Origin of the sequence: Streptomyces sp. NPDC052496 (assembly GCF_040679095.1) — a bacterium.
Lineage (GTDB): Bacteria > Actinomycetota > Actinomycetes > Streptomycetales > Streptomycetaceae > Streptomyces.
In genome coordinates this window covers 234899-260693 of record NZ_JBFAUH010000001.1, presented here as the reverse complement: position 1 = coordinate 260693, position 25795 = coordinate 234899, and the positions used below count along the sequence as shown (strand labels likewise).

The following is a 25795-nucleotide window of genomic DNA, read 5'->3' as shown; positions in this document are numbered from 1 at the left end:
CCGCCGCCTGCGCGTGGCGGGCCGGATCAGACCAGCTCGGCGTTGAGGGTGATGTTCTTGACGCCGGCCAGCGCCTGGCTCACCGGGCAGTTCTTCTTCGCGTCCTCGGCCGCGGCCTGGAAGTCCTCCTCGGACAGGCCGGGCACGCTGGCCTTGACGGTCAGCACGATGCCGGTGATGCCCTCGCCCGGCTGGAAGGTCACGTCGGCCTTGGTGTCCAGCGCCGCGACGGTGTAGCCCTTGCCCGCCAGGCCGTGCGAGAAGGCCATCGAGTAGCAGGACGAGTGGGCCGCCGCGATCAGCTCCTCGGGGCTGGTGACGCCGTTCGGCTGCTCGGCGCGGGCCGGCCAGTTCACGTCGAACGTACCGACGTTGGAGGACGCGAGGGCGACGCTGCCCTTGCCCTCCATGAGGTTGCCTTCCCAGTGGGTCTGCGCGGTGCGGGTGGTTGCCATGGTGGATGACTCCTGGTCGTGGGGTGCTGGCGGTCTGTGCTGGATCAGCTTAGTGACGGGCGCCGTGCGACGGCCCGTACGGGCGGCGCACACAGTGGCCGAGCCGGGGCTGTCGGTCCGCCCGTGGCGGTGGCACGCTGCCGGACATGGGGGCCATAGGGCGCGTACGAGACGTACGGCACGGGCGGGGCCGGCCGGCGCGGTCCGGCCGGAGCCGGTTCGCCGGAGCCCGGCGCGGCAGACTGCCGGCCGTGGTGGGGACGGTGGGTGCCGCGATCATCGGGGTGTCCGCCTGTGAGCCGGCCGGCGGGCTGAACACCTCGTCGGTGGCCGTCACCACCGACCAGGCGGGGACGCGGGCGCTGGAGCGCATCGGTGTGAACGTCAGCTGGCTGAGCTGTACGGCGACGCTCCGGGGCGACCAGCGGGCCACCGTCAATCCGACGGCCACCGCGCGGCAGAAGTCGGTCGCCACCGTCGACTGCCAGGGCCAGACCGTCCACGGCAGCAAGATCACCATCACCGGCTGGGTCTCCTCCGAGGTCGACGGGCGCTGCGTACGGGGCAGCCTGACCGCGCGCGTCGCCGGGCAGGTCGTCTTCCGGGTGAGCGTGCTCGGCAACTGCGACGCGGACCGGCCGACCGGCACCGCACGGCCGACCGTCACCCGTACCGTCCAGCCACCCAGCAGCGGCGACACGTCGGACGACCCGCCGGACACGCCGCCCGTCACGGTCACGGTGACGGCGACCGCCCAGGACCCGGACCCGGATCCGGACCCGGACCCGTCTCCGAGTGACACCTGCTCGGACGGCTCCCACGATCACGACGGCCAGGGCGACGGTCAGGGCGACGGCCACGACGGTCAGGGTGACCACGACGGCCAGGGCGATCAGGGCGGTCAGGACGGCCACGACGGCCAGGGCGACGGTCACCAGAACGACGACCAGAACGGCCACCAGAACGACGACCAGCACACCTGGGCAGCACACAACTGACGACCCCGCACCCACTCCCGCCCCGGCCGCCGCAGCACCCCGCGCGGGCGGCCCGGTAACATCCGGTCCCGTAGACATGATGGTGATGTGACACGGCGCGATACGGGTGGCCGGCTCCGGACGGACGGGCCGCCGGGTACCGGCCGGCGACCCGGGAGGAGCCCACCGGTGGCGGGAGAACCGCAGGCCGACTGCCTGTTCTGCAAGATCGTGGCAGGGGAGGTGCCCGCGACGATCGTGCGGGAGACCGAGACGACCCTCGCCTTCCGGGACATCAGCCCGCAGGCGCCGACGCACGTTCTGGTCATTCCCAAGGTGCACTACGCGAACGCCGGGGAGCTGGCCGCCGCCGAGCCGAAGATCGCCGGTGAGGTGCTGGGCGAGGCCGCCGCCGTGGCCGCCGACGAGAAGGTGGACCAGAGCGGCTACCGGATCATCTTCAACACCGGCCCGGGCGCGGGCCAGACGGTCTTCCACGCCCACGCGCACGTCCTGGGCGGCCGCGACCTCCAGCGCCTGGTTTGACCGGGACAGGAGATCCGCACCATGTCCGTACGCGAGTTCGTCGTCCTCGGCACCGCCAGCCAGGTGCCCACCCGGCACCGCAACCACAACGGTTACGTGCTGCGCTGGGACGGTGAAGGCATCATGTTCGACCCCGGCGAGGGCACGCAGCGGCAGATGCTGCGCGCCGGGGTCGCCGCGCACGACCTGAACCGGATCTGTGTCACCCACTTCCACGGCGACCACTCGCTGGGGCTCGCCGGCGTCATCCAGCGCATCAACCTCGACCAGGTGCCGCATCCGGTCACCGCGCACTATCCGGCCAGTGGCAGGCGCTTCTTCGACCGGTTGCGGTATGCCACCGCCTACCGCGAGACGGTGCGGCTGGCCGAGGAGCCGGTGGCCGCCGACGGGGTGCTGGCCCGCACCCCGTCGTACGTCCTGGAGGCGCGCAAGCTCTCGCACCCGGTCGAGTCGTACGGTTACCGCCTGGTCGAGCCGGACGGGCGCCGGATGCTGCCGGAGCTGCTGGCCGCGCACGGCATCGCGGGCCCGGACGTCGGCCGGCTCCAGCGCGACGGGGAGCTGAACGGTGTCACCCTCGACGACGTCAGCGAGGTGCGGCGCGGCCAGCGCTTCGCGTTCGTCATGGACACCCGGCTGTGCGACGGGGTGCACGCGCTCGCGGAGGGCTGTGACCTGCTCGTCATCGAGTCGACGTTCCTGGACGAGGACGCGCGGCTGGCCGCGGACCACGGCCATCTGACGGCGGGCCAGGCAGCGCGCGCCGCCGCCGACGCGGGCGTGCGCCACCTGGTCCTCACCCACTTCTCCCAGCGGTACTCGGACCCCGCAGAGTTCGAGCGGCAGGCGCGGGCGGCCGGCTTCGAGGGTGAGCTGACCATCGCCCGCGACCTGATGCGCGTCCCGGTGCCCAAGCGCACCTGAGGACGCGCACGCCCGTTCCGGCCGGTCAGGGCAGGAAGTACATCGGGTTCGGCAGCTTGAACGTCTTGTCGCCGTACCCGCCGTTCAGGTCGCTGTACTGGTCGCCGAAGTTGGCGACGATGTCGTAGCCCTGCGCCTCGATGTGCTTGCGGGTGCCGGACTTGAACTCGACCGTCGAGCAGTTGGCGCCGCACGGCAGGTAGGCCGGCGGGTTCTTGTCCTTGAGGTAGACGTGCGTGCGGTCGAGCGGGACGCCGTAGCCCACGTTCTTCAGGTTGCGCACGCTCCACTCGCGCTGCGCCTCCTTGCGGCCGGTGACGAAGAAGACCTCGTACCCCTTGCCGTGCGCCCAGTTGACCAGGCGGTCCATGCCGTAGACCGGGTCCATGTCGGTGCTCGCCAGGTACGTGTCCTGGGCCGCCTCGGTGTGGTGGAAGCCGACCTGGAGTTCGTAGTTGTAGGTGAGCAGCGTGGTGTCGTCCATGTCCAGGACGATGGCGGGCTTCTTGCCGTGGTGGTGCTTGCCCGCCTCCTTCGCCAGGTAGCGCCGGGCCGAGTCGGTGATGCCGCGCACCTGCTTGGCGTAGTTGCTGCGCGGCGAGGCGTAGTGCTGCCCGTCCGCGGTCACCGTGTCGCCGTAGTACGCCTTGATCTTGTCCTGCACCTGGGTGAGGTTCGGGATCTCCTTGTCCGTACGCGGTACGGAGTGCTCGGCGGTGGCCTGGCCGACGCCGAACGCCGCGGTGCCGGCGACGACCGCGGTGGCGGCCGCGGCGCCGAGGCGGACACGGCGGCGGGAGAGGAGGGGGTGGCGCATGTGCTGCTCCTAGGTGAACCGGTGGGGGCCACCTAGGTTTAACAGAGCGTTTATGCGGTCATCTACGCGCGAAGATTCAATGGTTGGTAAAGGCTGACCGGTGCGGCCGGGTTCCGGACCGGGCCGACGCTCCGGACCGGGCCGACGCTCCGGACCGGGCCGACGCTTCGGTCCGGACCGAAACGACCGGCTCCTAGGCTCCCCGCCATGAACACAGCAACCACCGGCGCCGCGCCCGCCGGACCGGCCGCCACCCACCTGGAGATCTCGCCGAGCGTCCTGTACTTCGGGACGCCGGTCCTCCTCGTGTCGACGGAGAACGAGGACGGCTCGTCCAACCTCGCCCCCCTCTCCTCCGCCTGGGCGCTCGGCCGGACGGTCGTCCTCGGACTGGGCCGCGAAGGGCAGACCGCACACAACCTCGGCAGCCGGCCCGGCCTGGTGCTCAGCCTGCCGGGCCCCGGGCTGTGGCCCGCGGTGGAGCGGCTGGCGCCGCTGACCGGCCGGGATCCGGTGCCGCCGGGCAAGCCGGCGGGCTGCCGCTACGAGCCGGACAAGTTCGGCGCGGCCGGGCTGACCGCCGTGCCGTCCCACCTGGTACGGCCGCCGCGTGTCGCCGAATGCCCGCTCCAGCTGGAGGCGCGCGCGAAGCGGATGCGGCCGGACGTCTCCGGTGAGTTCGTCATCGTCGAGACCGTCGTGCGCAAGGTGCACGCCGATGCCCGCATCGTCGTCCCCGGCACCGACCACATCGATCCGGCCGCCTGGAGCCCGCTCGTCTACAACTTCCGCCACTACTTCGGGCTCGGGCCGGAACTCGGGCACTCGTACCGCACGCAGACGCCCCGGACCGGCCCACGCACACCGCTCACGTCTTCCACGGCCGCCCATTGACGCCCGTTCCGCCGCCTCCCTACGCTCCGTTCCCATGGACGGACCGTGTCTCCGTACGCAGACAGGGTGTGGCTCGCAGAAGCGGGCCCCCACCACCATCACCGCCATCCGCCTCACCCCCGTCCTCGTCGCCGACCCGCCCCTGCTGAACACCCAGGGCGTCCACCAGCCCTACACCCCCCGCCTGATCGTCGAGGTCACCACGGCGGGCGGCGCGACCGGCCTCGGCGAGACGTACGGCGACACGAAGTACCTCGACATCGCCCGCCCGTTGGCCGACGCCCTGGCCGGCCGCCCGGTCACGGACCTGAACGCGCTGCCGCGGATCGCGGCCGAGGTGTGCGGCGACTCCCCGGCGGCCACCGGAGCCGGGGACGTCACCGCCGCCGGGCTGCGCGGCGTGCAGACCGCCGGCAAACTGCGGCTGTCCGTCCTCTCCGGCTTCGAGGTCGCCTGCCTGGACGCCTGGGGGCAGCTCACCGGCCTGCCGGTCCACGCCCTGCTCGGCGGCAAGGTCCGCGACCGGGTCGACTACAGCGCGTACCTGTTCTACCGGTGGGCCGCGCACCCCGGCGGCCGTGGCGAGCCCGACGACTGGGGCGCGGCCCTCGACCCGGACGGCATCGTCGCCCAGGCCCGCCGCTTCCGCGACACGTACGGCTTCCGCTCCTTCAAGCTCAAGGGCGGCGTCTTCGAGCCGGCGCGGGAGATCGCCGCCGTACGGGCACTGGCCGCCGCCTTCCCCGGCCATCCGCTGCGCCTGGACCCGAACGGCGCGTGGAGCGTGCCGACCTCCCTGAAGGCCGCTCGCGAGCTCCAGGACGTCCTCGAATACCTGGAGGACCCCACCAGCACCACCGGCCACATGGCCGAGGTCGCCGCCGGTACGGACCTCCCGCTCGCCACGAACATGTGCGTGACCACCTTCGACGAGATCCGCGAGGCGTTCACCCGCGATGCCGTCCAGGTCGTCCTCGCCGACCACCACTACTGGGGCGGCCTGCGCAGCACCCGTGAACTCGCCGCGGTCTGCCGGACGTTCGGCGTCGGCCTGGCCATGCACTCCAACACCCACCTGGGCATCAGTCTCGCCGCGATGACCCACGTCGCCGCGACCGTCCCCGGCCTGCGGTACGCCTGCGACACCCACTACCCCTGGCAGACGGAGGACGTCCTGACCGAACGCCTCGCCTTCACGGACGGCGCGCTGCCGGTGCCCGACGCCCCGGGCCTGGGCGTCACGCTCGACCGGGAGCGGCTGGCGGCCCTGCACGCGCGCTGGCTGGCCGACGACGGCACGTTCCGCGACCGCGACGACGCGGCGGCGATGCGGGCCGCCGATCCGGAGTGGGTGACGCCCCGGGTGCCGCGGTGGTGAGCGGCGCCCTGTGGCCGCCGACGGACCGGCGCTTCCGGTGCCCGGGACGCGTACCGTATTGATCCCGTACGTGATCTTTGGAGGGAGCTGTCCCGATGGCACAGGAAGTGCGTGGCGTCATCGCGCCGGGGAAGAACGAGCCGGTGCGGCTGGAGACGATCCTGGTGCCGGATCCCGGGCCGGGGGAGGCCGTGGTGAAGGTGCAGGCGTGCGGAGTGTGCCACACGGACCTGCACTACAAGCAGGGCGGGATCAACGACGAGTTCCCGTTCCTGCTGGGCCACGAGGCGTCGGGGACCGTGGAGGCCGTCGGGGCGGGCGTGACCGACATCGAGCCAGGGGACTTCGTGATCCTGAACTGGCGCGCGGTGTGCGGCACGTGCCGGGCCTGCAAGCGCGGACGTCCGCAGTACTGCTTCGACACCCACAACGCGCGGCAGAAGATGACACTGAAGGACGGCACCGAGCTGACGCCCGCCCTCGGCATCGGCGCGTTCGCGGACAAGACGCTGGTCGCCGCGGGGCAGTGCACCAAGGTCGACCCCGAGGTGTCGCCGGCCGTGGCCGGGCTGCTGGGCTGCGGTGTGATGGCCGGCATCGGCGCCGCCGTCAACACCGGCGCGGTGGGCCGCGGTGACTCCGTCGCGGTGATCGGCTGCGGCGGCGTGGGCGACGCGGCGATCGTCGGCGCCCGGCTGGCCGGCGCGGCGCGGATCATCGCGGTGGACGTGGAGGACCGCAAGCTCTCCCTGGCCAAGACGATGGGCGCCACCCACACGGTGAACTCGCGCGCCGCCGACCCGGTCGAGGCGATCCGCGAGCTGACCGGCGGCTTCGGCGCCGACGTGGTGATCGACGCGGTGGGCCGCCCGGAGACCTACCGGCAGGCGTTCTACGCCCGCGACCTGGCCGGCACGGTGGTCCTGGTCGGCGTCCCGACGCCGGAGATGAAGCTGGAGCTGCCGCTGCTGGACGTGTTCGGCCGCGGCGGCGCGCTGAAGTCGTCCTGGTACGGCGACTGCCTGCCGTCCCGTGACTTCCCGATGCTGATCGACCTGCACCAGCAGGGCCGGATCGACCTGGCGGGCTTCGTCACGGAGACCATCGGCATCGACGGCGTCGAGCAGGCGTTCGAGCGGATGCATCAGGGCGACGTACTGCGTTCGGTGGTGACGCTCTGATGACGGCCCGCATCGACCACCTGGTCACCTCCGGCACCTTCGCGCTCGACGGCGGTACCTGGGACGTCGACAACAACGTGTGGATCGTCGGCGACGCCACCGAGGCCGTCGTCATCGACGCCGCGCACGACGCCGACGCGATCTTCGCGGCGCTCGACGGCCGTACGCTGCGCGCGATCATCTGCACCCACGCGCACAACGACCACATCGACGCCGCCCCGGCGCTCGCCGCCCGCACCGGCGCCCCCGTGTACCTGCACCCGGACGACCTGCCGCTGTGGAAGCAGACCCACCCCGACCGGGCGCCGGAGGAGGCACTGGCGGACGGTCAGGTGCTCACCATCGGCGGCGTCGACCTGACCGTGCTGCACACGCCGGGGCACGCGCCGGGCGCGGTCTGCCTGTACGCGCCGGACCTGGGGGAGCACGGCACGGTCTTCACCGGCGACACCCTCTTCCAGGGCGGCCCCGGCGCCACCGGCCGGTCGTTCTCCGACTTCCCGACCATCGTCGCGTCGATCCGGGAACGGCTGCTGACGCTGCCCCCGCCGACCGAGGTCCGTACCGGCCACGGCGACGGCACCACGATCGGCGCCGAGGCTCCGCACCTGGAGGAATGGGTGAAGCGGGGGCACTGAGCCCCCGGGACGTCAGAGGGTGGCCGCCCGCTCCAGGATGCGGGCGGCCACCGCCGGTGAGTCCACCAGCGGGTGCAGCGCCATCGCGCGCAGCGCCGCGTCCCGGTCCTTGAACTCCGCCGCCTCGATCGTCGCCAGCTCGACGGCCTTGAGCTGGAGCATCAGGCCGAGCTGGTCCTCACGCAGGGGCGCGCACGGCAGCGGCCGCGCGCCCCGCGCGTCCACCTCGCACACCGTTTCGATGACCGCCTCGGGCGCGAGCTGCGGAACGGCCGTACCGTTGCGGACGTTCAGGATCAGGCGCGCGTGCCCGTCGCCCGCGACGGCGCGCATGACGGCCAGCGCCACCTGGTCGTAACCGCCGCCCTCCAGATCGCAGGTGTCGCGCTGCCAGCCGCCGGACGCCTCCCGGCTGTCGGCCATGTACGTCTCCTCGCGCTCCCGCAGGGTGTGGTCCCACAGCGCGTACGCCTCCTCGGGAGAGACGCCGGACGCCGCCTCGAAGAAGCCGCCCTGCTGCTGTTCCAGGAACTCCCCGCGGGTCTCGGACGCGTTCCGCACGGAGGCGAGCGTCTCGCGGCGGAAGTAGTAATAGTGCAGGTACTCGTTGGGGATCGAGCCCAGCGCGCGCAGCCAGTCGGCGCCGAAGAGCCTGCCCTCCTCGAAGGAGGTGAGCGCGTCCGGGTCGGCCAGCAGGGGCCGCAGCAGGTCCGTGCCGTCCTCGGCGGTCAAGGAGCGCAGCCAGCCGAGGTGGTTGAGGCCGACATAGCCGTACGACACCCGGTCCGGGTCGGCGCCCGCGGCCCGCGCGGCGCGCCGCACCAGCCCGACCGGCGAGTCACAGATGCCGATCACCCGCTCGCCCAGCACCTGCGCCATCGCCTCGGTCACCATCCCGGCCGGATTGGTGAAGTTGACGACCCAGGCGTCCGGCGCGAGCGCCGCCACCCGCTCCGCGATCCGCAGCGCCACCGGCACCGTGCGCAGCCCGTACAGCACACCGCCCGCGCCCACCGTCTCCTGGCCCAGCACCCCCTCGGCCAGCGGAATCCGCTCGTCCGAAACCCGGCCCGCGGTACCGCCGACCCGGATCGCGGAGAAGACGAAGTCGGTGCCGCGCAGCGCGTCGTCGAGCGAATCGGCGATCCGTACGCGCACGGGGGACGGCTTGCCAGGACCGGCCCGCCGCTCGGCCTGCCGGGTCAGCACGGCGGAGATCACGGCCACCCGCCGCGGATCGGTGTCGTACAGGGTCACTTCGGTGACGGCCTGCGCGGGATCGTCCAGCAGCGCGCGGTGCACGAGCGGTACCCGGAAACCCCCGCCGCCCAAAATCGTGAGCCTCATGAGCCGGAACGTACCGCAGCATCGGGCAGACTGGCGTCACGCGCACGGACGAGAGGGGCAGGCACGGTGAGCGCACACGAGGTCCAGCGGAACACCGGCAGCGGTCCGGTCGGTCACGTCCCGCCGGGCCCCGCGCCCGCGCTCGACCCGCTGGCCGCCGTACGGACCGCGGACGATCCCGCCACCGACGTCTACCTCACCGGCACGGTCTTCCTGGACATCATCTTCACCGGCCTGGACTCCGCCCCCGTACGCGGTACGGAGTCCTGGGCGCGTGGCATGGGCTCCAGCCCCGGCGGCGTCGCCAACATGGCGACCGCGCTGGCCCGCCTCGGCCTGCGCACCTCGCTCGCCGCGGCCTTCGGTGACGACATGTACGGCGAGTACTGCTGGGAGGCGCTGGAGCGCGGCGAACACGTCGACCTGTCGATGTCCCGCACCGTCGCCGGCTGGCACTCACCGGTCACCGTCTCCATGGCGTACGAAGGCGAACGCACGATGGTCTCGCACGGCCACGAGGCGCCCAGCGGCCCCGCCCGCACCGCCTTCGACGGCAAGCACGCGCCCGGCTGCCCGCCGCCGTCACGCGCCTGCGTCGCCTCGCTGGAACCGGGCCGCCCCGAGGGCTGGCTCGGCTGCGCCGCCCACCGCGGCAGCCGGATCTTCGCCGACGTGGGCTGGGACGACTCCGGCCGCTGGGATCCGGCCGACCTCGCCGAACTGGAGCACTGCGAGGCCTTCCTGCCCAACGCGGAGGAGGCGATGCGCTACACCCGCCTGGACTGCCCGCGCGCCGCCGCCCGCAAGCTGGCCGACCGGGTGCCGATCGCCGTGGTCACCCTGGGGGCCGAGGGCGCGTACGCGGTGGACGGGCGGACCGGCGAGACCGCCGAGGTGCCCGCCATCGCGGTGGAGGCCATGGACCCGACCGGCGCCGGCGACGTCTTCGTGGCGGGCTTCGTCACCGGCTCGCTGGCCGGCTGGCCACTGGCCGACCGGCTCGCCTTCGCCGGGCTGACCGCCGCCCTGTCCGTCCAGGAATTCGGGGGCTCGCTGTCCGCGCCGGGCTGGATGGAGATCGCGGCCTGGTGGCGGCGGGTCACGGCGGCGGAGGCGTACGGACGGTCGTCCGCCTGCGCCGGGGACGCGGCCGCGCTGCGCCGCCGGTACGCCTTCCTGGACGCGCTCCTGCCCGCCGCCGACCGCGCCTGGCCCCTGGCCCGCGCCCTGCCCACACTCGGTTTCCGCCGCCCCGCGTGACAGCTGCCGCGTGACACCCCCCGAGTGAAAGCCCCCCCACGCGCACCCGTCCGGCCCCGCGCGGACCCGCGGCCGTGCGCGTCCCGTCACCGGAGGAACACGGGAACAGGGGAACGCCGGAAAAGGCTTCGGGCTTGTCAGTGCACCGTCGTACCCTGGGTATCCCAAGGAGCCGAGCTGCCGGGCACCGCTCCCGCAGCGCAACGAATGGGGGATGAGCAGGCCAGAGAGCCGGCCCATGACTCAGACACCTACACGACCGCAGGCGCACGCCCAGTTCACCGTCCCCGCCAAGCACCCGATGGTGACGGTCCTGGGGTCCGGAGACGCCCTGCTGCGGGTCATCGAGAACGCCTTCCCGGCCACCGACATCCACGTACGGGGCAACGAGATCCGGGCGGTCGGCGACGCCGCGGAAGTCGCCCTCATCCAGCGCCTCTTCGACGAGATGATGCTGGTGCTGCGCACCGGCCAGCCGATGACGGAGGACGCGGTCGAGCGCTCCATCGCCATGCTGCGCACCGCGGCGGACGGCGAGGGGACGTCGAGCGAGACCCCCGCCGAGGTCCTCACCCAGAACATCCTGTCCAACCGCGGCCGCACCATCCGCCCCAAGACCCTGAACCAGAAGCGCTACGTCGACGCCATCGACCAGCACACGGTCGTCTTCGGCATCGGCCCCGCCGGTACGGGCAAGACCTACCTCGCCATGGCCAAGGCGGTGCAGGCCCTCCAGTCCAAGCAGGTCAACCGCATCATCCTGACCCGCCCCGCGGTCGAGGCCGGCGAACGCCTGGGCTTCCTGCCCGGCACGCTCTACGAGAAGATCGACCCGTACCTGCGCCCGCTGTACGACGCCCTCCACGACATGCTCGACCCGGACTCGATCCCGCGGCTGATGGCGGCGGGGACGATCGAGGTGGCGCCGCTGGCCTACATGCGGGGTCGTGCGCAACCGACCTTCACCAACGTCCTGACCCCGGACGGCTGGCGTCCCATCGGCGACCTCCAGGTGGGCGATCTCGTCATCGGGTCGAACGGCGAGCCCACCCCGGTCCTTGGCGTCTATCCGCAGGGCGAGAAGGACATCTACCGCGTCACCGCGCAGGACGGTTCCTGGACCCTGTGCTGCGGCGAGCACCTGTGGACGGTCCGCACCGCGTCGGACAAGCGCCGTGACAAGCCGTGGCGGGTCCTCGAAACCAAGGAGATGATCGGCAACCTCCGCGCGGCGCATGCTCGCCGTTACGAGCTGCCGCTGCTCACGGCGCCGGTCTGCTTCCCCGAGCGTGCCGTCCCCATGGACCCGTACGCCCTGGGCCTGCTGCTCGGAGACGGCTGCCTCACGGGCAGCACGACGCCTTCGTACGCCACCGACGACCCCGAACTCGCCGTTGCACTCGAAGCGGCACTTCCCGGTGTGACCCTCCGGCGGAAGAGCAGCGTCGATTACGTGCTGAACCGTGTGAAGGCACCGGGCGATGTCGTCACGCTGGAGAACCCGGTCACGGGAGCGCTCCGGGCCCTGGACCTGCTCGGCACCCGGTCGTACTCGAAGTTCGTGCCGGACGACTACCTCCAGAACTCCGCGGAGGTCCGTCTCGCCGTCCTCCAGGGACTGCTCGACTCCGACGGCGGTCCGGTGACGCAGGCCGACCGGACCTGCCGTATCCAGTACACGACGACCTCGATCCTGCTCCGGGACGACGTCATCGCGCTGGTCCAGTCACTGGGAGGTGTCGCCTACAGCCGCCGCCGGGCGGCCGCGGGCCGGAAGCCGGGACGGGCGAACGGCCGCGACGTCGGCTACCGCCGGGACGCCCACGTCATCGACATCCGTCTCCCCGAAGGCATCGAGCCCTTCCGCCTCGCCCGCAAGGCCGAGAAGTACCACGCGGCCGGGGGCGGCGGACGCCCGATGCGGTTCATCGACTCCATCGAGCCGGCGGGCCGCGAGGAAGCGGTGTGCATCCAGGTGGCGGCCGAGGACTCGCTGTACGTCACACAGGACTACCTGCTGACGCACAACACCCTCAACGACGCCTTCATCATCCTCGACGAGGCCCAGAACACGAACCCCGAGCAGATGAAGATGTTCCTCACCCGGCTCGGCTTCGACTCGAAGATCGTGATCACGGGTGACATCACGCAGATCGACCTGCCGGGCGGCACGAAGAGCGGGCTCAAGCAGGTGCAGGAGATCCTGGAGGGGTTGGACGACGTGCATTTCTCGCGTCTCACCAGCCAGGACGTCGTCCGGCACAAGCTGGTCGGCCGTATTGTCGACGCGTACGAGAAGTACGACAGCCAAAACGGCCGGCGAACCTGAGAAACGAGAAGCAGCACTTCATGTCGATCGACGTCAACAACGAGTCCGGAACGGACATCGACGAGCAGGCGATCCTGGATGTCGCCCGCTATGCCGTGGCCCGGATGCGCATCCACCCGCTCTCCGAGCTGTCGGTCATCGTCGTGGACGCCGATGCCATGGAACAGCTCCACCTCCAGTGGATGGACCTGCCGGGGCCGACCGATGTCATGTCCTTCCCGATGGACGAGCTGCGTCCGCCGGCCAAGGACGACGAGGAGCCCCCGCAGGGGCTCCTCGGGGACATCGTGCTGTGCCCGGAGGTCGCCAAGAAGCAGGGCGAGGAGGCGCCGACGCGGCACAGCATGGACGAGGAGCTCCAGCTGCTGACCGTGCACGGCGTCCTCCACCTCCTCGGGTACGACCACGAGGAGCCCTCGGAGAAGGCCGAGATGTTCGGCCTCCAGGCGGCGATCATCGACGGCTGGCGTGCCGAGCGCGGGCTGACGGGTCCGTCTCCGGCCCCCACCGTCACCTGACGGCGGGAGATCCGGTGACCACCCAGCTGATCGCGGTCGCGGTCCTGCTCGTCGTCGTCGCGTGGCTCGCGGCCTGTGCCGAGGCGGGGCTCGCCCGTACGACCAGCTTCCGCGCCGAGGAAGCCGTCCGGTCCGGGCGGCGGGGCAGCGCCAAGCTGGCCGCCGTCGCCGCGGACCCCGTGCGCTACCTGAACGTGGCGCTGCTGGTGCGCGTCGGCTGCGAGATGGCGGCCGGGGTACTGGTGACGTACGCCTGCCTGCGCTCTTTCGACAGGACGTGGCAGGCGCTGACCGTGGCCATCGCGGTGATGGTGCTGGTCTCGTACGTCGCCGTCGGCGTCTCGCCCCGGACGATCGGCCGCCAGCACCCGCTGAACACCGCCACCGCCGCGGCGTACGTCCTGCTGCCGCTGGCCCGGGTCATGGGGCCGGTCCCGCGGCTGCTGATCCTGCTCGGCAACGCGCTCACCCCTGGTAAGGGCTTCCGGCAGGGCCCCTTCGCCTCCGAGGCCGAGCTGCGTTCGCTGGTGGACCTCGCGGAGAAGGAGTCGCTGATCGAGGACGAGGAGCGCCGGATGGTGCACTCCGTCTTCCAGCTCGGCGACACCCTCGTACGGGAGGTGATGGTGCCGCGTACGGACCTGATCTCGGTCGAGCGGTTCAAGACCATCCGCCAGGCGCTGACCCTCGCGCTGCGCTCCGGTTTCTCCCGTATCCCGGTGACCGGGGAGAACGAGGACGACGTGGTCGGCATCGTGTACGTCAAGGACCTGGCCCGGAAGGTGCACATCAGCCGGGACGCGGAGACCGAGCTGGTCTCCACGGCGATGCGGCCCGCCGTCTTCGTGCCCGACACGAAGAACGCCGGTGACCTGCTGCGCGAGATGCAGCAGGACCGCAACCACGTCGCGGTCGTCATCGACGAGTACGGCGGCACGGCCGGCATCGTGACGATCGAGGACATCCTGGAGGAGATCGTCGGCGAGATCACCGACGAGTACGACCGGGAGCTGCCGCCCGTGGAGGACCTGGGCGACGGGCGCTACCGGGTCACCGCACGGCTGGACATCGGCGATCTCGGTGAGCTGTACGGCTTCGCGGAGCTGGACGACGAGGACGTGGAGACGGTCGGCGGGCTGCTCGCCAAGCACCTGGGCCGGGTGCCGATCGCGGGCGCCACGGCCGAGATCGACCTGAGCGAGAACGCGTCCGCGCTCTCGCCGAAGGCGCTGCGGCTGACCGCGGAGGCCCCGGCCGGCCGCCGCAACAAGATCGTCACGGTGCTCTGCGAGCCGGTCAGGGACGGCGACGACGCAGCGGCGTCCGGTCAGGACTGACCGCGACGAGCAGCCCGGCCCCCGCCGTGGCGGCCCCGGTGGCCACCACGGCGGGCCAGCCGCCGCCCGACCAGGCCAGCGTGCCGGCCAGCGATCCGACGGCGATGCCGAGGAAACGCAGGGTGAAGTAGAGGGTGTTGAGGCGGCTGTGCACGGCGGGGTCGAGGCTGAACAGCGCGGTCTGTGAGGCGGCCTGGCTGCCCCAGACCCCGACGTCCAGCACGACCACCCCGGCCGGCAGCCAGGCCAGGGCGCTGCCGCCCGGCAGCAGGAGCAGCCAGCCCACGATCACCAGGCCGATGAGCGCCGCCAGGGCACCGCGCCCGCCGAGCCGGTCGGCCAGCCGTCCCGCGTACGGCGAGGCCAGCGCGCTCGCCGCGGCCACCAGCCCGAACAGGCCGATCCCGGTCGACCCGTACCCGTAGTCCCGCTCCAGCAGGAACGTCAGGGTCGTCCAGAACGCGCCGAAGGCGATGCCCACCAGCGCGCCGGACACGGTGATCCGGCGGACCGGCGGATGCGCGGCGAACAGCCGGGGCAGCGAGGCGAGCGTGGTGCGGTACGGGGTGGCGACGGCGGCCGGGACGCGGGGGAGGGCGCGGCGCAGCACGAGCACGGTCAGCAGCGTCAGGACGCAGGAACAGCCGAAGACCGCGCGCCAGCCGACCTGCTCCGCCAGCGCTCCCGAGTACGCGCGCGAGGCCAGCACCCCGACCAGCAGACCGGCCTGTACGGTGCCGACGACCCGGCCCCGGTCCGTGTCGCCGCCGCCCGCGGCCAGGGCCACGGCGAGCGGTGTGACGAGCTGCGGTACGGGGGAGAGCAGGCCGACCGCGAAGCCGGCCACCACCAGCCAGGTCACGCTGGGCGCGACGGCACAGGCGGCGAGCGCGAGCGCGGATGCCGTACCGAGCCCCAGGATCAGCCGCCGCCGGTCGTGGCTGTCGCCGGCCGGCACGAGCAGCAGGATGCCCGCCGCGTAGCCGAGCTGGGTGGCGGTGGGCACCGCGCCGAGGACGTCCGGGGCCACCCCGAGCGCGTGGGCGGCGGCGCCCAGCAGCGGTTGGTTGAGGTAGACGTTGGCGGCGGTGACGGCGCTGGTCGCGGCGAGGAGCAGGGCGGTCGGGCGGGTCAGGCCGGTGCGCGGGGGCGCGGAAGCTGGTTCGGTCACAGGGGACGACGCTAGGGCGGCCCCGTACTGGCAGGCTTGCGCTGTAGCGCCAACATATGTCGAGAACGTGCCAGGTGCGGGCGAGGGCGGAGGCGAACGCGGTGTACGGCAAGAGCGAGAACCGCGAGGACTACCAGAACGTGCCCCGGCCGGTCGCCGCGATGGCCCGCGACCTGCCCGACGGCCACCACATCCCCGGTCACCACCACCCCCGCGCCCAGCTGATCTACGGCACCACCGGCGCGATCACGGTCACCACCGGGCACGGTGTGTGGGCGGTCCCGGCCACCCGTGGCGTGTGGCTGCCCGCCGGGCTCACCCACGCGATGACCTGCGCGGGCGCGGTCGCCATGCGCACCCTCTACATCGAGCCGCAGTCCGCCTGGCGGCTGCCCGCCGGCCCCACCGTCGTCTCGGTCTCCCCGCTGCTGCGGGAGCTGATCGACGAGGCCACCCGGCTGCCGGTCGCGTACGACCCGCAGGGCCGGGACGGCCGGGTGATGGAGCTGCTGCTCCTCGAACTCGCGCCGCGCCCCGTACCGGCACTGCACCTGCCCGCACCGGCCGACCCCCGGCTGGCGGACCTCTGCGCGGCGGTCCGGGCCGACCCCGGCGCGCGCTGGGACGCCGCGTCCGCCGCCGCCCACGCCCACCTGAGCCCGCGCAGTCTGCACCGCAGGTTCGGGGCCGCGACGGGGATGAGCCTGGCCCGCTGGGTGCAGCAGGCCAGGCTCGTGCACGCGGTCACCCTGCTGGCCAGGGGGACACCGGTCACCTCCGTCGCCACCGGCCTCGGCTACGCGACCCCCAGCGCCTTCACGGCGATGTTCCGCCGGGCGCTGGGGACCACGCCGTCGGCCTACTTCGAGGGCACGTAGTCCGTACGGGACCGGCGGGCGGCCCGGGAGAGGCCGACGGCGGCCAGTACCGCGACCACCGCGACGACGAGCGCGTCCGCGCCGAGCCCCAGCCGCACACCGCCGAGCGTGGCCGCCGCGAAGTCCGAGCCGCCCTCGCGCAGCGCCCCGGCCCGGGCCGACGCCAGGGCGCTCAGCAGCGGGATGCCGATCGTGATGCCGATCTGCTGGGAGCTGGTCACCAGGCCGGTGGCCAGGCCCTGTTCGGTGTCCGGCACACCGGAGGTCACGATCACTCCGTACGAGACGACCGCCCACAGGTGCCCGAAGCAGGCGAGCGTCATGGCGACCGTGGCGAGCCAGACCCCGGACGGCGAGGTGCCGACGCCCAGCAGCGCCGCGGTGCAGACGGCCTGCACCGCCAGCCCGGTGAGCAGGCTGCGGCGGGCGCCGATACGCCCGATGACCTTCGGGGCGACCATGCCGGAGAGCACCGCGAAGGCCCCCTGCACGCCGAAGACGAGGCCGCTGACGAAGGCGGAGAGGTGCAGCACTTCCTGGAGGTAGAGCGTCAGCAGGAAGATCACCGCGCTCATCATGGAGAACGTGACCAGGCCCGCCAGGTTGCCCCACGCCACCGTCGGGCGGCGCAGCATCGGCAGCGACACCAGCGGTTGCCCGGCCCGGGACTCCACGATGACGAACGCGACGAGCAGGAGCAGGCCGAGGACCAGCGCGACCGGCACGTCGGGGCGGCCGAAGCCCGCCTCGGCGGCGGTGGAGAGCGCGTAGATCAGCGCGAGCAGACCGCCGGTGACGGTCACCGCGCCCGGTACGTCGATCCGGGGCCGGTCGGGGTGGGTGGACTCGGTGAGCAGCGAGGGGGCCACCGCCAGTACGGCCACCCCGGCCACCGCCAGCACGCCCATCGTCGAACGCCAGCCCAGCGCGTCGGTCAGCACGCCGCCGAGCACCATGCCGATGGTGAAGCCCATGGAGAGCAGCGTCCCGCTGATCCCGAGGGCGCGTTCGCGCTGCGGGCCTTCGGCGAAGGTGGTGGTCAGCAGGGACATGCCGGTGGGCACGATGACCGCGGCGCCCAGCCCTTGCAGCGCCCGCCCGGCCAGGAACACCGCCGGACTCCAGGCGAGCGCGGCCAGCAGCGAGGCCGCCGCGAAGAGGGCCAGCCCGGTGAGGAAGAGCCGGCGCCGCCCGTACAGGTCGGCGATCCGCCCGAACAGCAGCAGGAACCCACCGGACGGCAGCGCGAACGCGGTGACCGCCCACTGGAGGTCGGCCTGGCCCATGCCCAGGTCCCGGCCGAGCACCGGCAGGGCCACGTTCAGGATCGAGAAGTCGAGCGCGACGATGAACTGCGCGGCACACAGGAGGAGCAGGATCAGCTTGGCACGAGCGGACATCCGCTCGGGAGCGGGAGCGGGAGCGGGAGCGGGGACGGCGGCGGAGCCGGACGCGGGAGCGGGGACGGCCGGGGACGGGCCGGCCGGCGGTGCGGGGGCCGTGCTGGGAAGCGGGGACGTTTCGGTTGGCATACGAGGAGCCTGCGGCCCAGGAATACGGCGTGGGGAGCGGGAACTTATCGTGGTGTCCGGACCACCAGGCACGGTCCGGACACAGCGGCCGCGACGGCGGCCGGAGAGCAACGGTCGACGGGGGAACGGCGTGGGCGGATCCGCACGGGCGGCAGCACTACCGACGACAGGGGAGTCCGGCGGCGCCAAGCCGCGGCGCCGGCAGGAGCTGCGGGACTTCCTGATGAGCCGCCGGGCCCGGGTCAGCCCGGCCGACGCGGGCCTGCCCGACGGCGGCCGGCGCCGTACGCCGGGGCTGCGCCGGGAGGAGGTCGCGGTGCTCGCCGGGGTCGGCGCCTCCTGGTACCAGTGGCTGGAGCAGGGGCGTGACATCACCGTCTCGCCGCAGGTGCTGGACTCCGTGGCGCGGGTGCTGCGGCTGAGCGACGCCGAGCGGCGGCACCTGTACGTGCTGGCCGGGCTCAACCCGCCGCTGCGGCAGGACCCGGACCCCGGTGTGGCGGACATGTGCGAGGGGCTGCAGCGGCTGATCGACGCGTGGATGCCGTTCCCGGCGCACATCATGGACCCGTACTGGAACACCGTCGCCTTCAACGAGGCGGCGCGGATCGTCCTCAACCACGGCCAGGAGGGCGCCAGTTCCAACTGCCTGCTCTCGTACTTCACCGATCCGGTCTACCGGGCCCGCGCCTCCAGCTGGGCGCGGAACGCGCCGACGGTCGTGGCGCAGTACCGGGCGGCGTGGTCGGAGCGGCCCGGCGACGAGGGGTACCAGGACGTCGTACGGGAGGTGTCCGCGGCCAGTGAGGAGTTCGCGGAGCTGTGGGCGCGCGGTGACGTGCAGGACGGCGGGCAGGTGCACAAGGAGCTGGAGCACCCGCTCGTGGGCACGCTGCTGTTCGAGTCCACCCAGCTGCGGGTGCCGGCCCGCCCGGACCTGACGATCGTGCTGCACAACCCGCGCCGTACGGCGGAGGCGGACACCGGGGCGAAGCTGGAGTGGCTGACCTCGCCGGAGGGCCGCCGGGGCGGGATGTACTCGGTGGTGGGCTGATCCGTCGTGCGGGCCGGGCCGGTCACCGCCGTACGCCCCCGCGCGGCTGCGAGACCGGTCACCCGTACGCCCCCTCGCGTCCGCCGGGCCGTCGGCCGCATATGCTCGCCCGTATGAGCGAAGCCGCACCGCTGGACCCGGAAGACCGCAAGATCATTACGCTGGCCCGTTCCGCGCGGGCCCGCAACGGGGTGCCGGAAGGCGCCGCCGTCCGTGACGAGACCGGGCGCACCTACGTCGCCGGAACCGTCGCCCTGGAGTCGTTGCGGCTCAGCGCGTTGCGTACGGCGGTCGCCATGGCCGTCGCGAGCGGCGCGCAGTCGCTGGAGGCGGCGGCCGTGGTGACCGAGGCGGAGACGGCCTCGGACGAGGACCGCGCGGCCGTACGGGACCTGGGCGGCGCGGAGACGCCGGTGCTGGTCGCCGGTCCGGACGGCACGCTGCGGGCCACGGTCCAGGCGGGCTGAGGGGCCGCCGTACGGGCGGCGGGCCCTCACTCCGCCGCCTGTTCCGTCCCCACCCGCTCCAACAGCGCCTTCTTGTCCGGTTTGCCGCTCGCCGCGACCGGCACCTCCCGTATGGCGGTGAGGGTGGCGGGCACGCTCGCCTGGCCCAGTTCCGCGGCGACGTGGGCGCGCAGGGCCGCGCGGTCCGGGTGGCGTCCCGCGGCCGGTACGACGAACGCGTGGGCGGCCTCGCCGGTCCGCTCGTCGGGGGCGCCGACGACATAGGCCTGGTCGACGTCCGGGTGCCGGGCCAGGGCCTGTTCGATCGCGCCGGCGTAGTGCAGGACGGCGTTGACGATGATCACGTCGCGGATGCGCCCGGTGAGCCGCAGGAAGCCGTCCTCGCCGAGCCGGCCGAGGTCGCGGGTGCGGACCCAGCCGTCGCGCAGGACGGCGCGGGTCTCGGCCTCGTCGTGGCGGTATCCGGCCAGCGCGCCGGGCGTACGGACCCAGATCTCCCCGGTGGTCCCGTCGGGGAGGGGCCGGCCGTCGGCCGGATCCCGCACGCTGATGTCCACCCCGTCCAGGGGACGTCCCACCGAGCCGTACGCCGTGTCCGGCCACCGGGCCAGGTCGTCGGGGGTGAGCAGGGTCAGCATGCCGGTCTCGGTCTGCCCGTATCCCTGGTGCACGACCGGGCCGAGCCGTTCCACCGCTTCGGCGAGGCGGTGGGGCGCCAGGGGAGATCCGGCCACGAGGAGCGCCCGCAGGCTGCTGAGGTCCATGGTGGTGCCGGTGTCGCCGCGCAGGGTGTCGAGGATGTGGTGCAGCCGGGGGACGGTCAGCAGGCAGGCGGTGACGCGGTGCCGCGCGAAGACCTCCGGGAAGGCCGGGGGCGGGTCCGGGATGACGGCGGTGCCGCCGCCCAGCAGGCACAGTCCCAGGTGTTCGAAGATCACCGCGCTGGTGAGGGTGCCGAAGAGCAGGAAGCGCGCGTAGGCCGCCGCGAGCGCGGCGGTCCGCGCGGACCGGCGGGCCGGCTGCCACGACCAGCTCGCGGTCAGGCTGCGGTAGGTGTGCGCGCATTCCTTGGGCAGTCCGGTGCTGCCGCTGGTCAGGGTGGTCAGGGCGATGTCGTCCGGGCGGCCGCGGGCCAGGAGGTCGTCGGGGGAGGCGGGCTCCGCCGTGCTCAGCAGGTCGTTCTCCAGCCGGAGGCGGCGGACGGGCCCGGCTGCCGCGAAGAGTCCGGTGGTGCCGGACGGTTCGTCGTGCACGAGGACGGCGACGCCGTCGGCCAGGATGCGGGCGAGGTGGGCCGGCGGCAGGCCGGGGCGCAGCCCGGTCAGCCGGGCGCCCAGCAGGTGCACCGCGATGTGCAGGGCGAATGCCTCGGGGGTGACACCGGCGGCGACCGCGACGGACGTCCCGGGCCCCACGCCCGCCGCGCGCAGCCCGCGCACACAGCGGCCGGTCAGGTCCAGGATCTCGCGGCGCGGGACGGCGCGCCCCCGGTGTTCGAACGCGGGCAGGTCCGGCAGCCGGCGGAAGGCGTCGACGAGAGCCTGCGGGAATGGGCTTTCGGGCGGCTGGTTCATTTCGTATCCGCTCCGGTGGGTGTGAACGGCTGAAATGTGTCGCGGGACCGGCGGGACGGACGGGGCCGGGAGTGCGGGAAGAGTAATGCGGCGGCCCGCCGGGTACGACAGAAGGGCGTTCCGGGTAAAAGTCCCGGACCTTGTGACACTGGCTTGTGCAGCGTACTCGTAAACCTGGATTCGAGTGTGACGCAGATCACTTAAGCGCGCCCTGGTGCTGTTCTTTAATGCTCAAGTACTGTCGGTTTCCGCTCCATCTCCATCCCCCGCAGGTGACAGGAGAATTGCGTGAGCCACGAAGAACAGCTCGACTATCTGGTGATCGGCGCGGGCCCCGCGGGATTACAGGCCGGATATTTCCTGCAACGGGCCGGACGCAGTTGTCTCATCGTGGAGTCGGGCGCGGCTCCCGGTACGTTCTTCACCCGCTTCCCCCGCCACCGCACCCTCATCTCGGTCAACAAGGTGCACACCGGCTGGGACGATCCCGAACTGAACATGCGGACCGACTGGAACTCGCTGCTCTCGGACGAGCACGCCCCGCTGTTCACCGCGCGCACCCCGCGCTATTTCCCGGCCGCCGACGAGATGGTCGGCTATCTCGCCGACTTCGCCGCCACCCACCGGCTGCGCATCCGCCACCACACGCGCATCACCGACATCGCCCGTCCGTACGGCGGGCCGGACGGACCCGGCGATTTCCTCGCCCGCGCCGCGGACGGCACCGCCTACCGCGCGCGGCGGATCATCGTGGCGACCGGCGTCACCCGCCCGTACGTACCCGCCGTCGAGGGCGTCGAGACGGCCGAGCGCTACGGCGAGGTGGACGTCGACCCGGCCGGCTTCACCGGGCAGCGGGTGCTGATCATCGGCCGCGGCAACTCCGCGTTCGAGACCGCCGACAACCTCGTCGAGACCGCCGCCGTCATCCACGTGGCCGGTCCCGGCTCACTGAAGCTCGCCTGGCAGACCCATTTCGTCGGGCACCTGCGGGCCGTCAACAACAACTTCCTCGACACGTATCAGCTGAAATTGCAGAACGCGGTGCTGGACGGGAACATCCTGCGTATCCGCCGGCAGTCGGACGGCGGGTACCTGGTGTCCGTTTCCTTTTCCCGGGTCGCGGAAGTCGTCAAGGACATCCGCTACGACCGGGTCATTCTCGCCACCGGCTTCCGCTTCGACCCGTCGATATTCGCCCCGGAGTGCCGGCCCGAACTCGCCGTCAACGACCGCTTTCCGGCCCAGACCGACGCCTGGGAATCCCCGAATGTACCCGGCCTCTACTTCGCCGGCACCATCACCCAGGTACGCGATTTCAAGAAATCCACCAGTGGTTTCATCCACGGCTTCCGGTACGGTGTACGCGCCCTGCACCGCATCCTCGAAGCCCGGTACCACGACCGCCCCTGGCCCGCCCGGGCCCTGCCCGCCACCGCCGAAGCGGTCAGCGACGCCGTGATCGACCGTGTCAACCGCAGCTCGGCGCTGTTCCAGGTGTTCGGCTTCCTCGGCGACGCGGTGCTCGTCGACCGGGACGGCACGGTCCGCTACTGCGAGGAGGTCCCGGTCGACCACCTGCACACCGCCGTCGCCGACGGCGGCTTCGGCGAGGTCGGCTCCTACTTCACCGTCACCCTCGAATACGGCGAGGGCCACGACCGGGTGAACCCGTTCGACATCACCGCCGGCCGCGTCTCCCAGCAGGACACCACCGGCCTCGACGGCCGCTACCTCCACCCGGTGGTCCGCGCCTTCGACGGCACCGCCCCCGGCAAGGCCACCGCCGAACACCACCTCACCGAGAACCTGGAGAACGAGTGGGACAGCGAGGAGGTCCACCGCGCACCCCTGCGGACCTTCCTGCGCTCCCGGCTCACCGAGCAGGCCCCGGCGGCCCGGCCGTGATCCCCACCCTCACCGACCTGCGCGAGCGGGCCCGGGAGCGGCTGGACCCGCGGGTGTACGACTTCTTCGCCGGGGGCGCCGGAGGGGAGACGGCGCTCCACGAGAACGAGGCGGCGTTCCGCCGGCTCGCCCTGCTGCCGCGCGTGCTGCGCGGGGCGGCCACCCGCGACCTGTCCGTGACGCTGTGCGGCGACCGCCTCGCCTTCCCCGTCCTGGTCTCGCCCACCGCCTTCCACCGCCTCGCGCACCCCGAGGGCGAGACGGCCACCGCCCGCGCGGCGGCGGCCGCCGGCACGGTCCTGGTCACCGGCATGGCGGCGACCGTGCCGGTGGCCGAGGTGACTGCGGCCGCCCGCGCCGTACGGGACGGATCGCCCGTCTGGTTCCAGCTCTACCTCCAGCCCGAACCGGAGGTCACCCTCGCCCTCGTACGCCGCGCGGAGCGGGCCGGGTGCACGGCGCTGGTCGTCACCGTCGACTCGCCCGTCTTCGGCCGCCGCGAACGCGACGCCCGGCACGGCTTCGACGATCTGCCCGACGGCCTGGCCGCCGAGAACATGCGCGGCCTGCCCGGCGCACCCGACGGCCGCCCCCGTGACATCGCCATGTCCCCGGGGCTCTCCTGGGACGACCTGCGCAGACTGCGGGCGCAGACCCGGCTGCCGGTGCTGCTCAAGGGCGTCCTGCACCCGGGGGACGCCCGGATCGCCGTCGCCGAGGGCGTGGACGGACTGGTGGTCTCCAACCACGGCGGCCGGCAGCTCGACGCCGCCCCGGCGAGCGTCGAGGCGCTGCCCGCCGTCGCCGCGGCCGTCGCGGGCCGGGTGCCGGTCCTGCTGGACGGCGGCGTCCGGCGCGGCTCCGACGCCGCCGTGGCCCTCGCGCTGGGCGCGTGCGCCGTCGGCGTCGGCCGCCCGGTGCTGTGGGGGCTGGCCGCGGACGGCGAGAAGGGCGTCCGGCACGTACTGGAGCTGCTGCGTGCCGAGTTCGACCACGTACTGGCGCTGTGCGGCGGCGGCAGCCCGGCCGATCTCGGGCCGGACCTGGTCGTCGCGCGGGGCAGGGTCCGGGACGCACGCGAGGGGGCGGACCGGTGAGCCGCCCCCGTACCGTCCGGCTCCTCGCCGCCGCGGCCGCCGCCCTCTCCGTCCCGTACTGGCTGCCGCGCTCCGTCGTCGCCGCCCGCGTCGCGCTCTTCGCCCGCATCAACGGTGACGAGGGCATCGCCTTCCCCAACGCCGACGTCCCCGCCGAACGCTTCCAGGAGATCTACTCCCACCCGGCCGCCAACGGCCGCAGCCGGGGCGCCGCCCTCTCCGACCTCTTCTGGTACTGGCTCGCGCCCGGCGCCGAAGTGCACCAGGAGCACCTGGAGGCCGGCCCGCGCTACGACGAGGTCGCCCGCACCACCCTCGCCGTGCTCGCCGGGCCCAGCCAGGACCTGTCCGCCGCCGCGGCCCGCCGTACCGCCGCCGTACTGGACGAACTGGTCACCGGCCGCGCCACGTTCGTACGGCTGCGTGACCTGATGATGCCGGTGTGGGCGGAGTTCTTCCACGGCCTGGTCTTCCGCGAACCGTGCCCGCCCCGCGTCCGGCGCCTGATCGTCGACAACGCCGAGGACGTCGTCAACTCCCTGAAGTGCACCCGGCTCCGCCACCCGGCCCGCCGCGCCCGTCTCACCCGCCACCTGCGGCGGCGCATCGCCGCCGGGCAGGTACCGCCGCACCACCTGCCGGCCTCCCTGACGCCCGACGAGCAGGCGTACTACCTCCAGGGCACCTTCTTCAACACGGCCGTGGTCCAGCTGTCCGAGGCCATGGCCCACCTGCTGCTCGTGCTGGCGCAGCACCCGGACGTCCAGCGGAGACTGGCCGCGGCGCCGGACGACGACCGGTACTTCGCCAACGTCCTGGACGAGACCCTGCGGCTCTACCCGCTCTTCGGCGTCGCCCACCGCATCAGCACCGCCGACATCCCGCTCGGCCCGGACGCGGTCCTGCCCGCCGGCTCCGTGCTGTGCTTCAACTACCCGGACTACCACGCCACCGGCTACTCCGACCCGGACGTCTTCGACCCCGACCGCTGGGACCGCCTCGTCGCCAAGCGCCAGCACCACATCCCGTTCGGCGTCGCCGCCAACCGGCCCTGCCCGGCCTGGCGGCTGGCCCCGCTGGCCATGCGCGCCGCGACCCGCGAGGTACTGCGCCGCTTCACCCTCCACTCCTCCGTCGCCCACACCCGCTCCATCCCGCACCGCGCACCCTGCCTGCTGGTCCGGCGCGGCCGTCCGCTGCCGTACCACCGGCTGCTCGCGGCCCGCGTCTTCCTGCGGGCGCGCGACCGGTGGGAGGACGTGTGGCGCAGCTGCGGCCAGCTCCTCCTCGGTACGTGGATGGTGCTGGACGCCCGCCGCCTGCGTCCGGCCGAGCGCTACTTCGCCGCCCACGACACCCAGGGCGCCCCGCTGCCGGCCGGCACCGACGGGCCGGCGCGCTGCCCGTACCCGCACGCCTGACCCGCAGCCTGAACCGCTCACCCGACCCGCTCACCCGACCCGCTCACCCGGCCCGCACGCCACGACCCAGCTCCCCGGGCCCGCCCGTC

23 protein-coding genes are annotated in these 25795 nt (G+C 73.0%); 17 read left to right on the top strand and 6 right to left on the bottom strand.

Features of this window, described 5'->3' with window-relative positions:
- Positions 1 to 26 precede the first annotated feature (26 nt).
- Entirely contained in the window at positions 27 to 455 is a 429-nt protein-coding gene (locus tag AB0L45_RS01295; protein ID WP_365834856.1) for an OsmC family protein, read from the bottom strand.
- A gap of 251 nt (positions 456 to 706) precedes the next feature.
- Here AB0L45_RS01295 and AB0L45_RS01290 point away from each other — a divergent pair, with 251 nt between their 5' ends.
- From AB0L45_RS01290 to AB0L45_RS01280, 3 genes are all read left to right on the top strand, one after another.
- The gene (locus tag AB0L45_RS01290) at positions 707 to 1453 is read left to right on the top strand and encodes a hypothetical protein (protein ID WP_365834854.1); all 747 of its coding nucleotides are present in this window, start codon (positions 707 to 709) and stop codon (positions 1451 to 1453) included.
- Positions 1454 to 1621: 168 nt separating this feature from the next.
- Positions 1622 to 1978 (top strand): histidine triad nucleotide-binding protein, encoded by a 357-nt coding sequence (locus AB0L45_RS01285; RefSeq protein WP_365834853.1) that lies wholly within the window; start codon positions 1622 to 1624, stop codon positions 1976 to 1978.
- Positions 1979 to 1999: 21 nt separating this feature from the next.
- Positions 2000 to 2905 (top strand): ribonuclease Z, encoded by a 906-nt coding sequence (locus AB0L45_RS01280; protein WP_365834852.1) that lies wholly within the window; start codon positions 2000 to 2002, stop codon positions 2903 to 2905.
- 25 nt (positions 2906 to 2930) lie between these two features.
- Here AB0L45_RS01280 and AB0L45_RS01275 read toward each other — a convergent pair whose 3' ends face one another.
- Entirely contained in the window at positions 2931 to 3722 is a 792-nt protein-coding gene (locus AB0L45_RS01275; protein WP_365834850.1) for an HAD family acid phosphatase, read from the bottom strand.
- A gap of 207 nt (positions 3723 to 3929) precedes the next feature.
- Between AB0L45_RS01275 and AB0L45_RS01270 the strand changes: the two genes are divergently transcribed.
- The 4 genes from AB0L45_RS01270 to AB0L45_RS01255 all read left to right on the top strand — a co-directional run bounded on the left by AB0L45_RS01270 (position 3930) and on the right by AB0L45_RS01255 (position 7813).
- Positions 3930 to 4616, top strand: a complete 687-nt coding sequence (locus tag AB0L45_RS01270) for a flavin reductase family protein (RefSeq protein ID WP_365834848.1) — start codon at positions 3930 to 3932, stop codon at positions 4614 to 4616.
- A gap of 34 nt (positions 4617 to 4650) precedes the next feature.
- The gene (locus AB0L45_RS01265; RefSeq protein ID WP_365834846.1) at positions 4651 to 5994 is read left to right on the top strand and encodes a glucarate dehydratase family protein; all 1344 of its coding nucleotides are present in this window, start codon (positions 4651 to 4653) and stop codon (positions 5992 to 5994) included.
- 95 nt (positions 5995 to 6089) lie between these two features.
- Complete coding sequence (locus tag AB0L45_RS01260; protein WP_365834844.1) at positions 6090 to 7175, top strand: S-(hydroxymethyl)mycothiol dehydrogenase; 1086 nt, start codon at positions 6090 to 6092, stop codon at positions 7173 to 7175.
- Positions 7175 to 7813, top strand: a complete 639-nt coding sequence (locus tag AB0L45_RS01255; RefSeq protein ID WP_365834842.1) for an MBL fold metallo-hydrolase — start codon at positions 7175 to 7177, stop codon at positions 7811 to 7813. Before AB0L45_RS01260 ends, AB0L45_RS01255 begins: the two co-directional genes overlap by 1 nt.
- Positions 7814 to 7825: 12 nt before the next feature.
- On the opposite strand, the gene AB0L45_RS01250 is transcribed toward AB0L45_RS01255, so the two are convergent.
- Positions 7826 to 9160, bottom strand: coding sequence for a 6-phospho-beta-glucosidase (locus AB0L45_RS01250; RefSeq protein ID WP_365834840.1), 1335 nt, complete (start codon positions 9158 to 9160; stop codon positions 7826 to 7828).
- Positions 9161 to 9310: 150 nt separating this feature from the next.
- Between AB0L45_RS01250 and AB0L45_RS01245 the strand changes: the two genes are divergently transcribed.
- The 4 genes from AB0L45_RS01245 to AB0L45_RS01230 all read left to right on the top strand — a co-directional run bounded on the left by AB0L45_RS01245 (position 9311) and on the right by AB0L45_RS01230 (position 14604).
- Positions 9311 to 10420, top strand: coding sequence for a PfkB family carbohydrate kinase (locus tag AB0L45_RS01245; RefSeq protein ID WP_365835600.1), 1110 nt, complete (start codon positions 9311 to 9313; stop codon positions 10418 to 10420).
- Between the two features lie 238 nt (positions 10421 to 10658).
- Entirely contained in the window at positions 10659 to 12749 is a 2091-nt protein-coding gene (locus tag AB0L45_RS01240) for a PhoH family protein (RefSeq protein ID WP_365834838.1), read from the top strand.
- Between the two features lie 20 nt (positions 12750 to 12769).
- Complete coding sequence (ybeY, locus tag AB0L45_RS01235; protein ID WP_003984339.1) at positions 12770 to 13267, top strand: rRNA maturation RNase YbeY; 498 nt, start codon at positions 12770 to 12772, stop codon at positions 13265 to 13267.
- Positions 13268 to 13281: 14 nt separating this feature from the next.
- Positions 13282 to 14604, top strand: a complete 1323-nt coding sequence (locus tag AB0L45_RS01230; RefSeq protein WP_365834835.1) for a hemolysin family protein — start codon at positions 13282 to 13284, stop codon at positions 14602 to 14604.
- Here AB0L45_RS01230 and AB0L45_RS01225 read toward each other — a convergent pair.
- Entirely contained in the window at positions 14564 to 15775 is a 1212-nt protein-coding gene (locus tag AB0L45_RS01225) for an MFS transporter (protein WP_365834833.1), read from the bottom strand. The genes AB0L45_RS01230 and AB0L45_RS01225 overlap by 41 nt on opposite strands.
- Positions 15776 to 15831: 56 nt before the next feature.
- Here AB0L45_RS01225 and AB0L45_RS01220 point away from each other — a divergent pair, with 56 nt between their 5' ends.
- Positions 15832 to 16653 carry a helix-turn-helix transcriptional regulator gene (locus AB0L45_RS01220; RefSeq protein WP_365834831.1) on the top strand — a complete coding sequence of 274 codons (822 nt, stop codon included), beginning with the start codon at positions 15832 to 15834 and terminating at the stop codon, positions 16651 to 16653.
- On the opposite strand, the gene AB0L45_RS01215 is transcribed toward AB0L45_RS01220, so the two are convergent.
- On the bottom strand, positions 16635 to 18185 hold the full coding sequence (locus AB0L45_RS01215) for an MFS transporter (RefSeq protein ID WP_365834829.1): 1551 nt from the start codon (positions 18183 to 18185) through the stop codon (positions 16635 to 16637). The genes AB0L45_RS01220 and AB0L45_RS01215 overlap by 19 nt on opposite strands.
- Before the next feature lie 223 nt (positions 18186 to 18408).
- Here AB0L45_RS01215 and AB0L45_RS01210 point away from each other — a divergent pair, with 223 nt between their 5' ends.
- Positions 18409 to 19239, top strand: coding sequence for a helix-turn-helix transcriptional regulator (locus AB0L45_RS01210; protein ID WP_365835598.1), 831 nt, complete (start codon positions 18409 to 18411; stop codon positions 19237 to 19239).
- A 113-nt stretch (positions 19240 to 19352) separates the two neighbouring features.
- The gene (locus tag AB0L45_RS01205; protein WP_365834827.1) at positions 19353 to 19706 is read left to right on the top strand and encodes a cytidine deaminase; all 354 of its coding nucleotides are present in this window, start codon (positions 19353 to 19355) and stop codon (positions 19704 to 19706) included.
- 26 nt (positions 19707 to 19732) lie between these two features.
- Here AB0L45_RS01205 and AB0L45_RS01200 read toward each other — a convergent pair whose 3' ends face one another.
- Complete coding sequence (locus tag AB0L45_RS01200; protein WP_365834824.1) at positions 19733 to 21280, bottom strand: AMP-binding protein; 1548 nt, start codon at positions 21278 to 21280, stop codon at positions 19733 to 19735.
- A gap of 288 nt (positions 21281 to 21568) precedes the next feature.
- Between AB0L45_RS01200 and AB0L45_RS01195 the strand changes: the two genes are divergently transcribed.
- Genes AB0L45_RS01195 through AB0L45_RS01185 form a run of 3 tightly spaced genes read left to right on the top strand, consistent with a single transcriptional unit; the run spans position 21569 to position 25706 of the window.
- Positions 21569 to 23188, top strand: a complete 1620-nt coding sequence (locus AB0L45_RS01195; protein ID WP_365834823.1) for an NAD(P)-binding domain-containing protein — start codon at positions 21569 to 21571, stop codon at positions 23186 to 23188.
- A complete protein-coding gene (locus AB0L45_RS01190; RefSeq protein WP_365834821.1) occupies positions 23185 to 24285 on the top strand; it encodes an alpha-hydroxy acid oxidase in 1101 nt (366 codons plus the stop codon). Before AB0L45_RS01195 ends, AB0L45_RS01190 begins: the two co-directional genes overlap by 4 nt.
- Positions 24282 to 25706 carry a cytochrome P450 gene (locus AB0L45_RS01185; RefSeq protein WP_365834819.1) on the top strand — a complete coding sequence of 475 codons (1425 nt, stop codon included), beginning with the start codon at positions 24282 to 24284 and terminating at the stop codon, positions 25704 to 25706. Before AB0L45_RS01190 ends, AB0L45_RS01185 begins: the two co-directional genes overlap by 4 nt.
- Positions 25707 to 25795 lie beyond the last annotated feature (89 nt).

Bases quoted from the DNA above. Each gene is read 5' to 3' on its own strand.
- AB0L45_RS01270 (WP_365834848.1), top strand. From the start codon at position 3,930: ATGAACACAGCAACCACCGGCGCCGCGCCCGCCGGACCGGCCGCCACC.
- AB0L45_RS01215 (WP_365834829.1), bottom strand. From the start codon at position 18,185: ATGCCAACCGAAACGTCCCCGCTTCCCAGCACGGCCCCCGCACCGCCG.
- AB0L45_RS01265 (WP_365834846.1), top strand. From the start codon at position 4,651: ATGGACGGACCGTGTCTCCGTACGCAGACAGGGTGTGGCTCGCAGAAG.
- AB0L45_RS01210 (WP_365835598.1), top strand. From the start codon at position 18,409: ATGAGCCGCCGGGCCCGGGTCAGCCCGGCCGACGCGGGCCTGCCCGAC.
- AB0L45_RS01280 (WP_365834852.1), top strand. From the start codon at position 2,000: ATGTCCGTACGCGAGTTCGTCGTCCTCGGCACCGCCAGCCAGGTGCCC.
- AB0L45_RS01240 (WP_365834838.1), top strand. From the start codon at position 10,659: ATGACTCAGACACCTACACGACCGCAGGCGCACGCCCAGTTCACCGTC.
- AB0L45_RS01250 (WP_365834840.1), bottom strand. From the start codon at position 9,160: ATGAGGCTCACGATTTTGGGCGGCGGGGGTTTCCGGGTACCGCTCGTG.
- ybeY (WP_003984339.1), top strand. From the start codon at position 12,770: ATGTCGATCGACGTCAACAACGAGTCCGGAACGGACATCGACGAGCAG.
- AB0L45_RS01260 (WP_365834844.1), top strand. From the start codon at position 6,090: ATGGCACAGGAAGTGCGTGGCGTCATCGCGCCGGGGAAGAACGAGCCG.
- AB0L45_RS01205 (WP_365834827.1), top strand. From the start codon at position 19,353: ATGAGCGAAGCCGCACCGCTGGACCCGGAAGACCGCAAGATCATTACG.
- AB0L45_RS01200 (WP_365834824.1), bottom strand. From the start codon at position 21,280: ATGAACCAGCCGCCCGAAAGCCCATTCCCGCAGGCTCTCGTCGACGCC.
- AB0L45_RS01255 (WP_365834842.1), top strand. From the start codon at position 7,175: ATGACGGCCCGCATCGACCACCTGGTCACCTCCGGCACCTTCGCGCTC.
- AB0L45_RS01275 (WP_365834850.1), bottom strand. From the start codon at position 3,722: ATGCGCCACCCCCTCCTCTCCCGCCGCCGTGTCCGCCTCGGCGCCGCG.
- AB0L45_RS01220 (WP_365834831.1), top strand. From the start codon at position 15,832: ATGTCGAGAACGTGCCAGGTGCGGGCGAGGGCGGAGGCGAACGCGGTG.
- AB0L45_RS01295 (WP_365834856.1), bottom strand. From the start codon at position 455: ATGGCAACCACCCGCACCGCGCAGACCCACTGGGAAGGCAACCTCATG.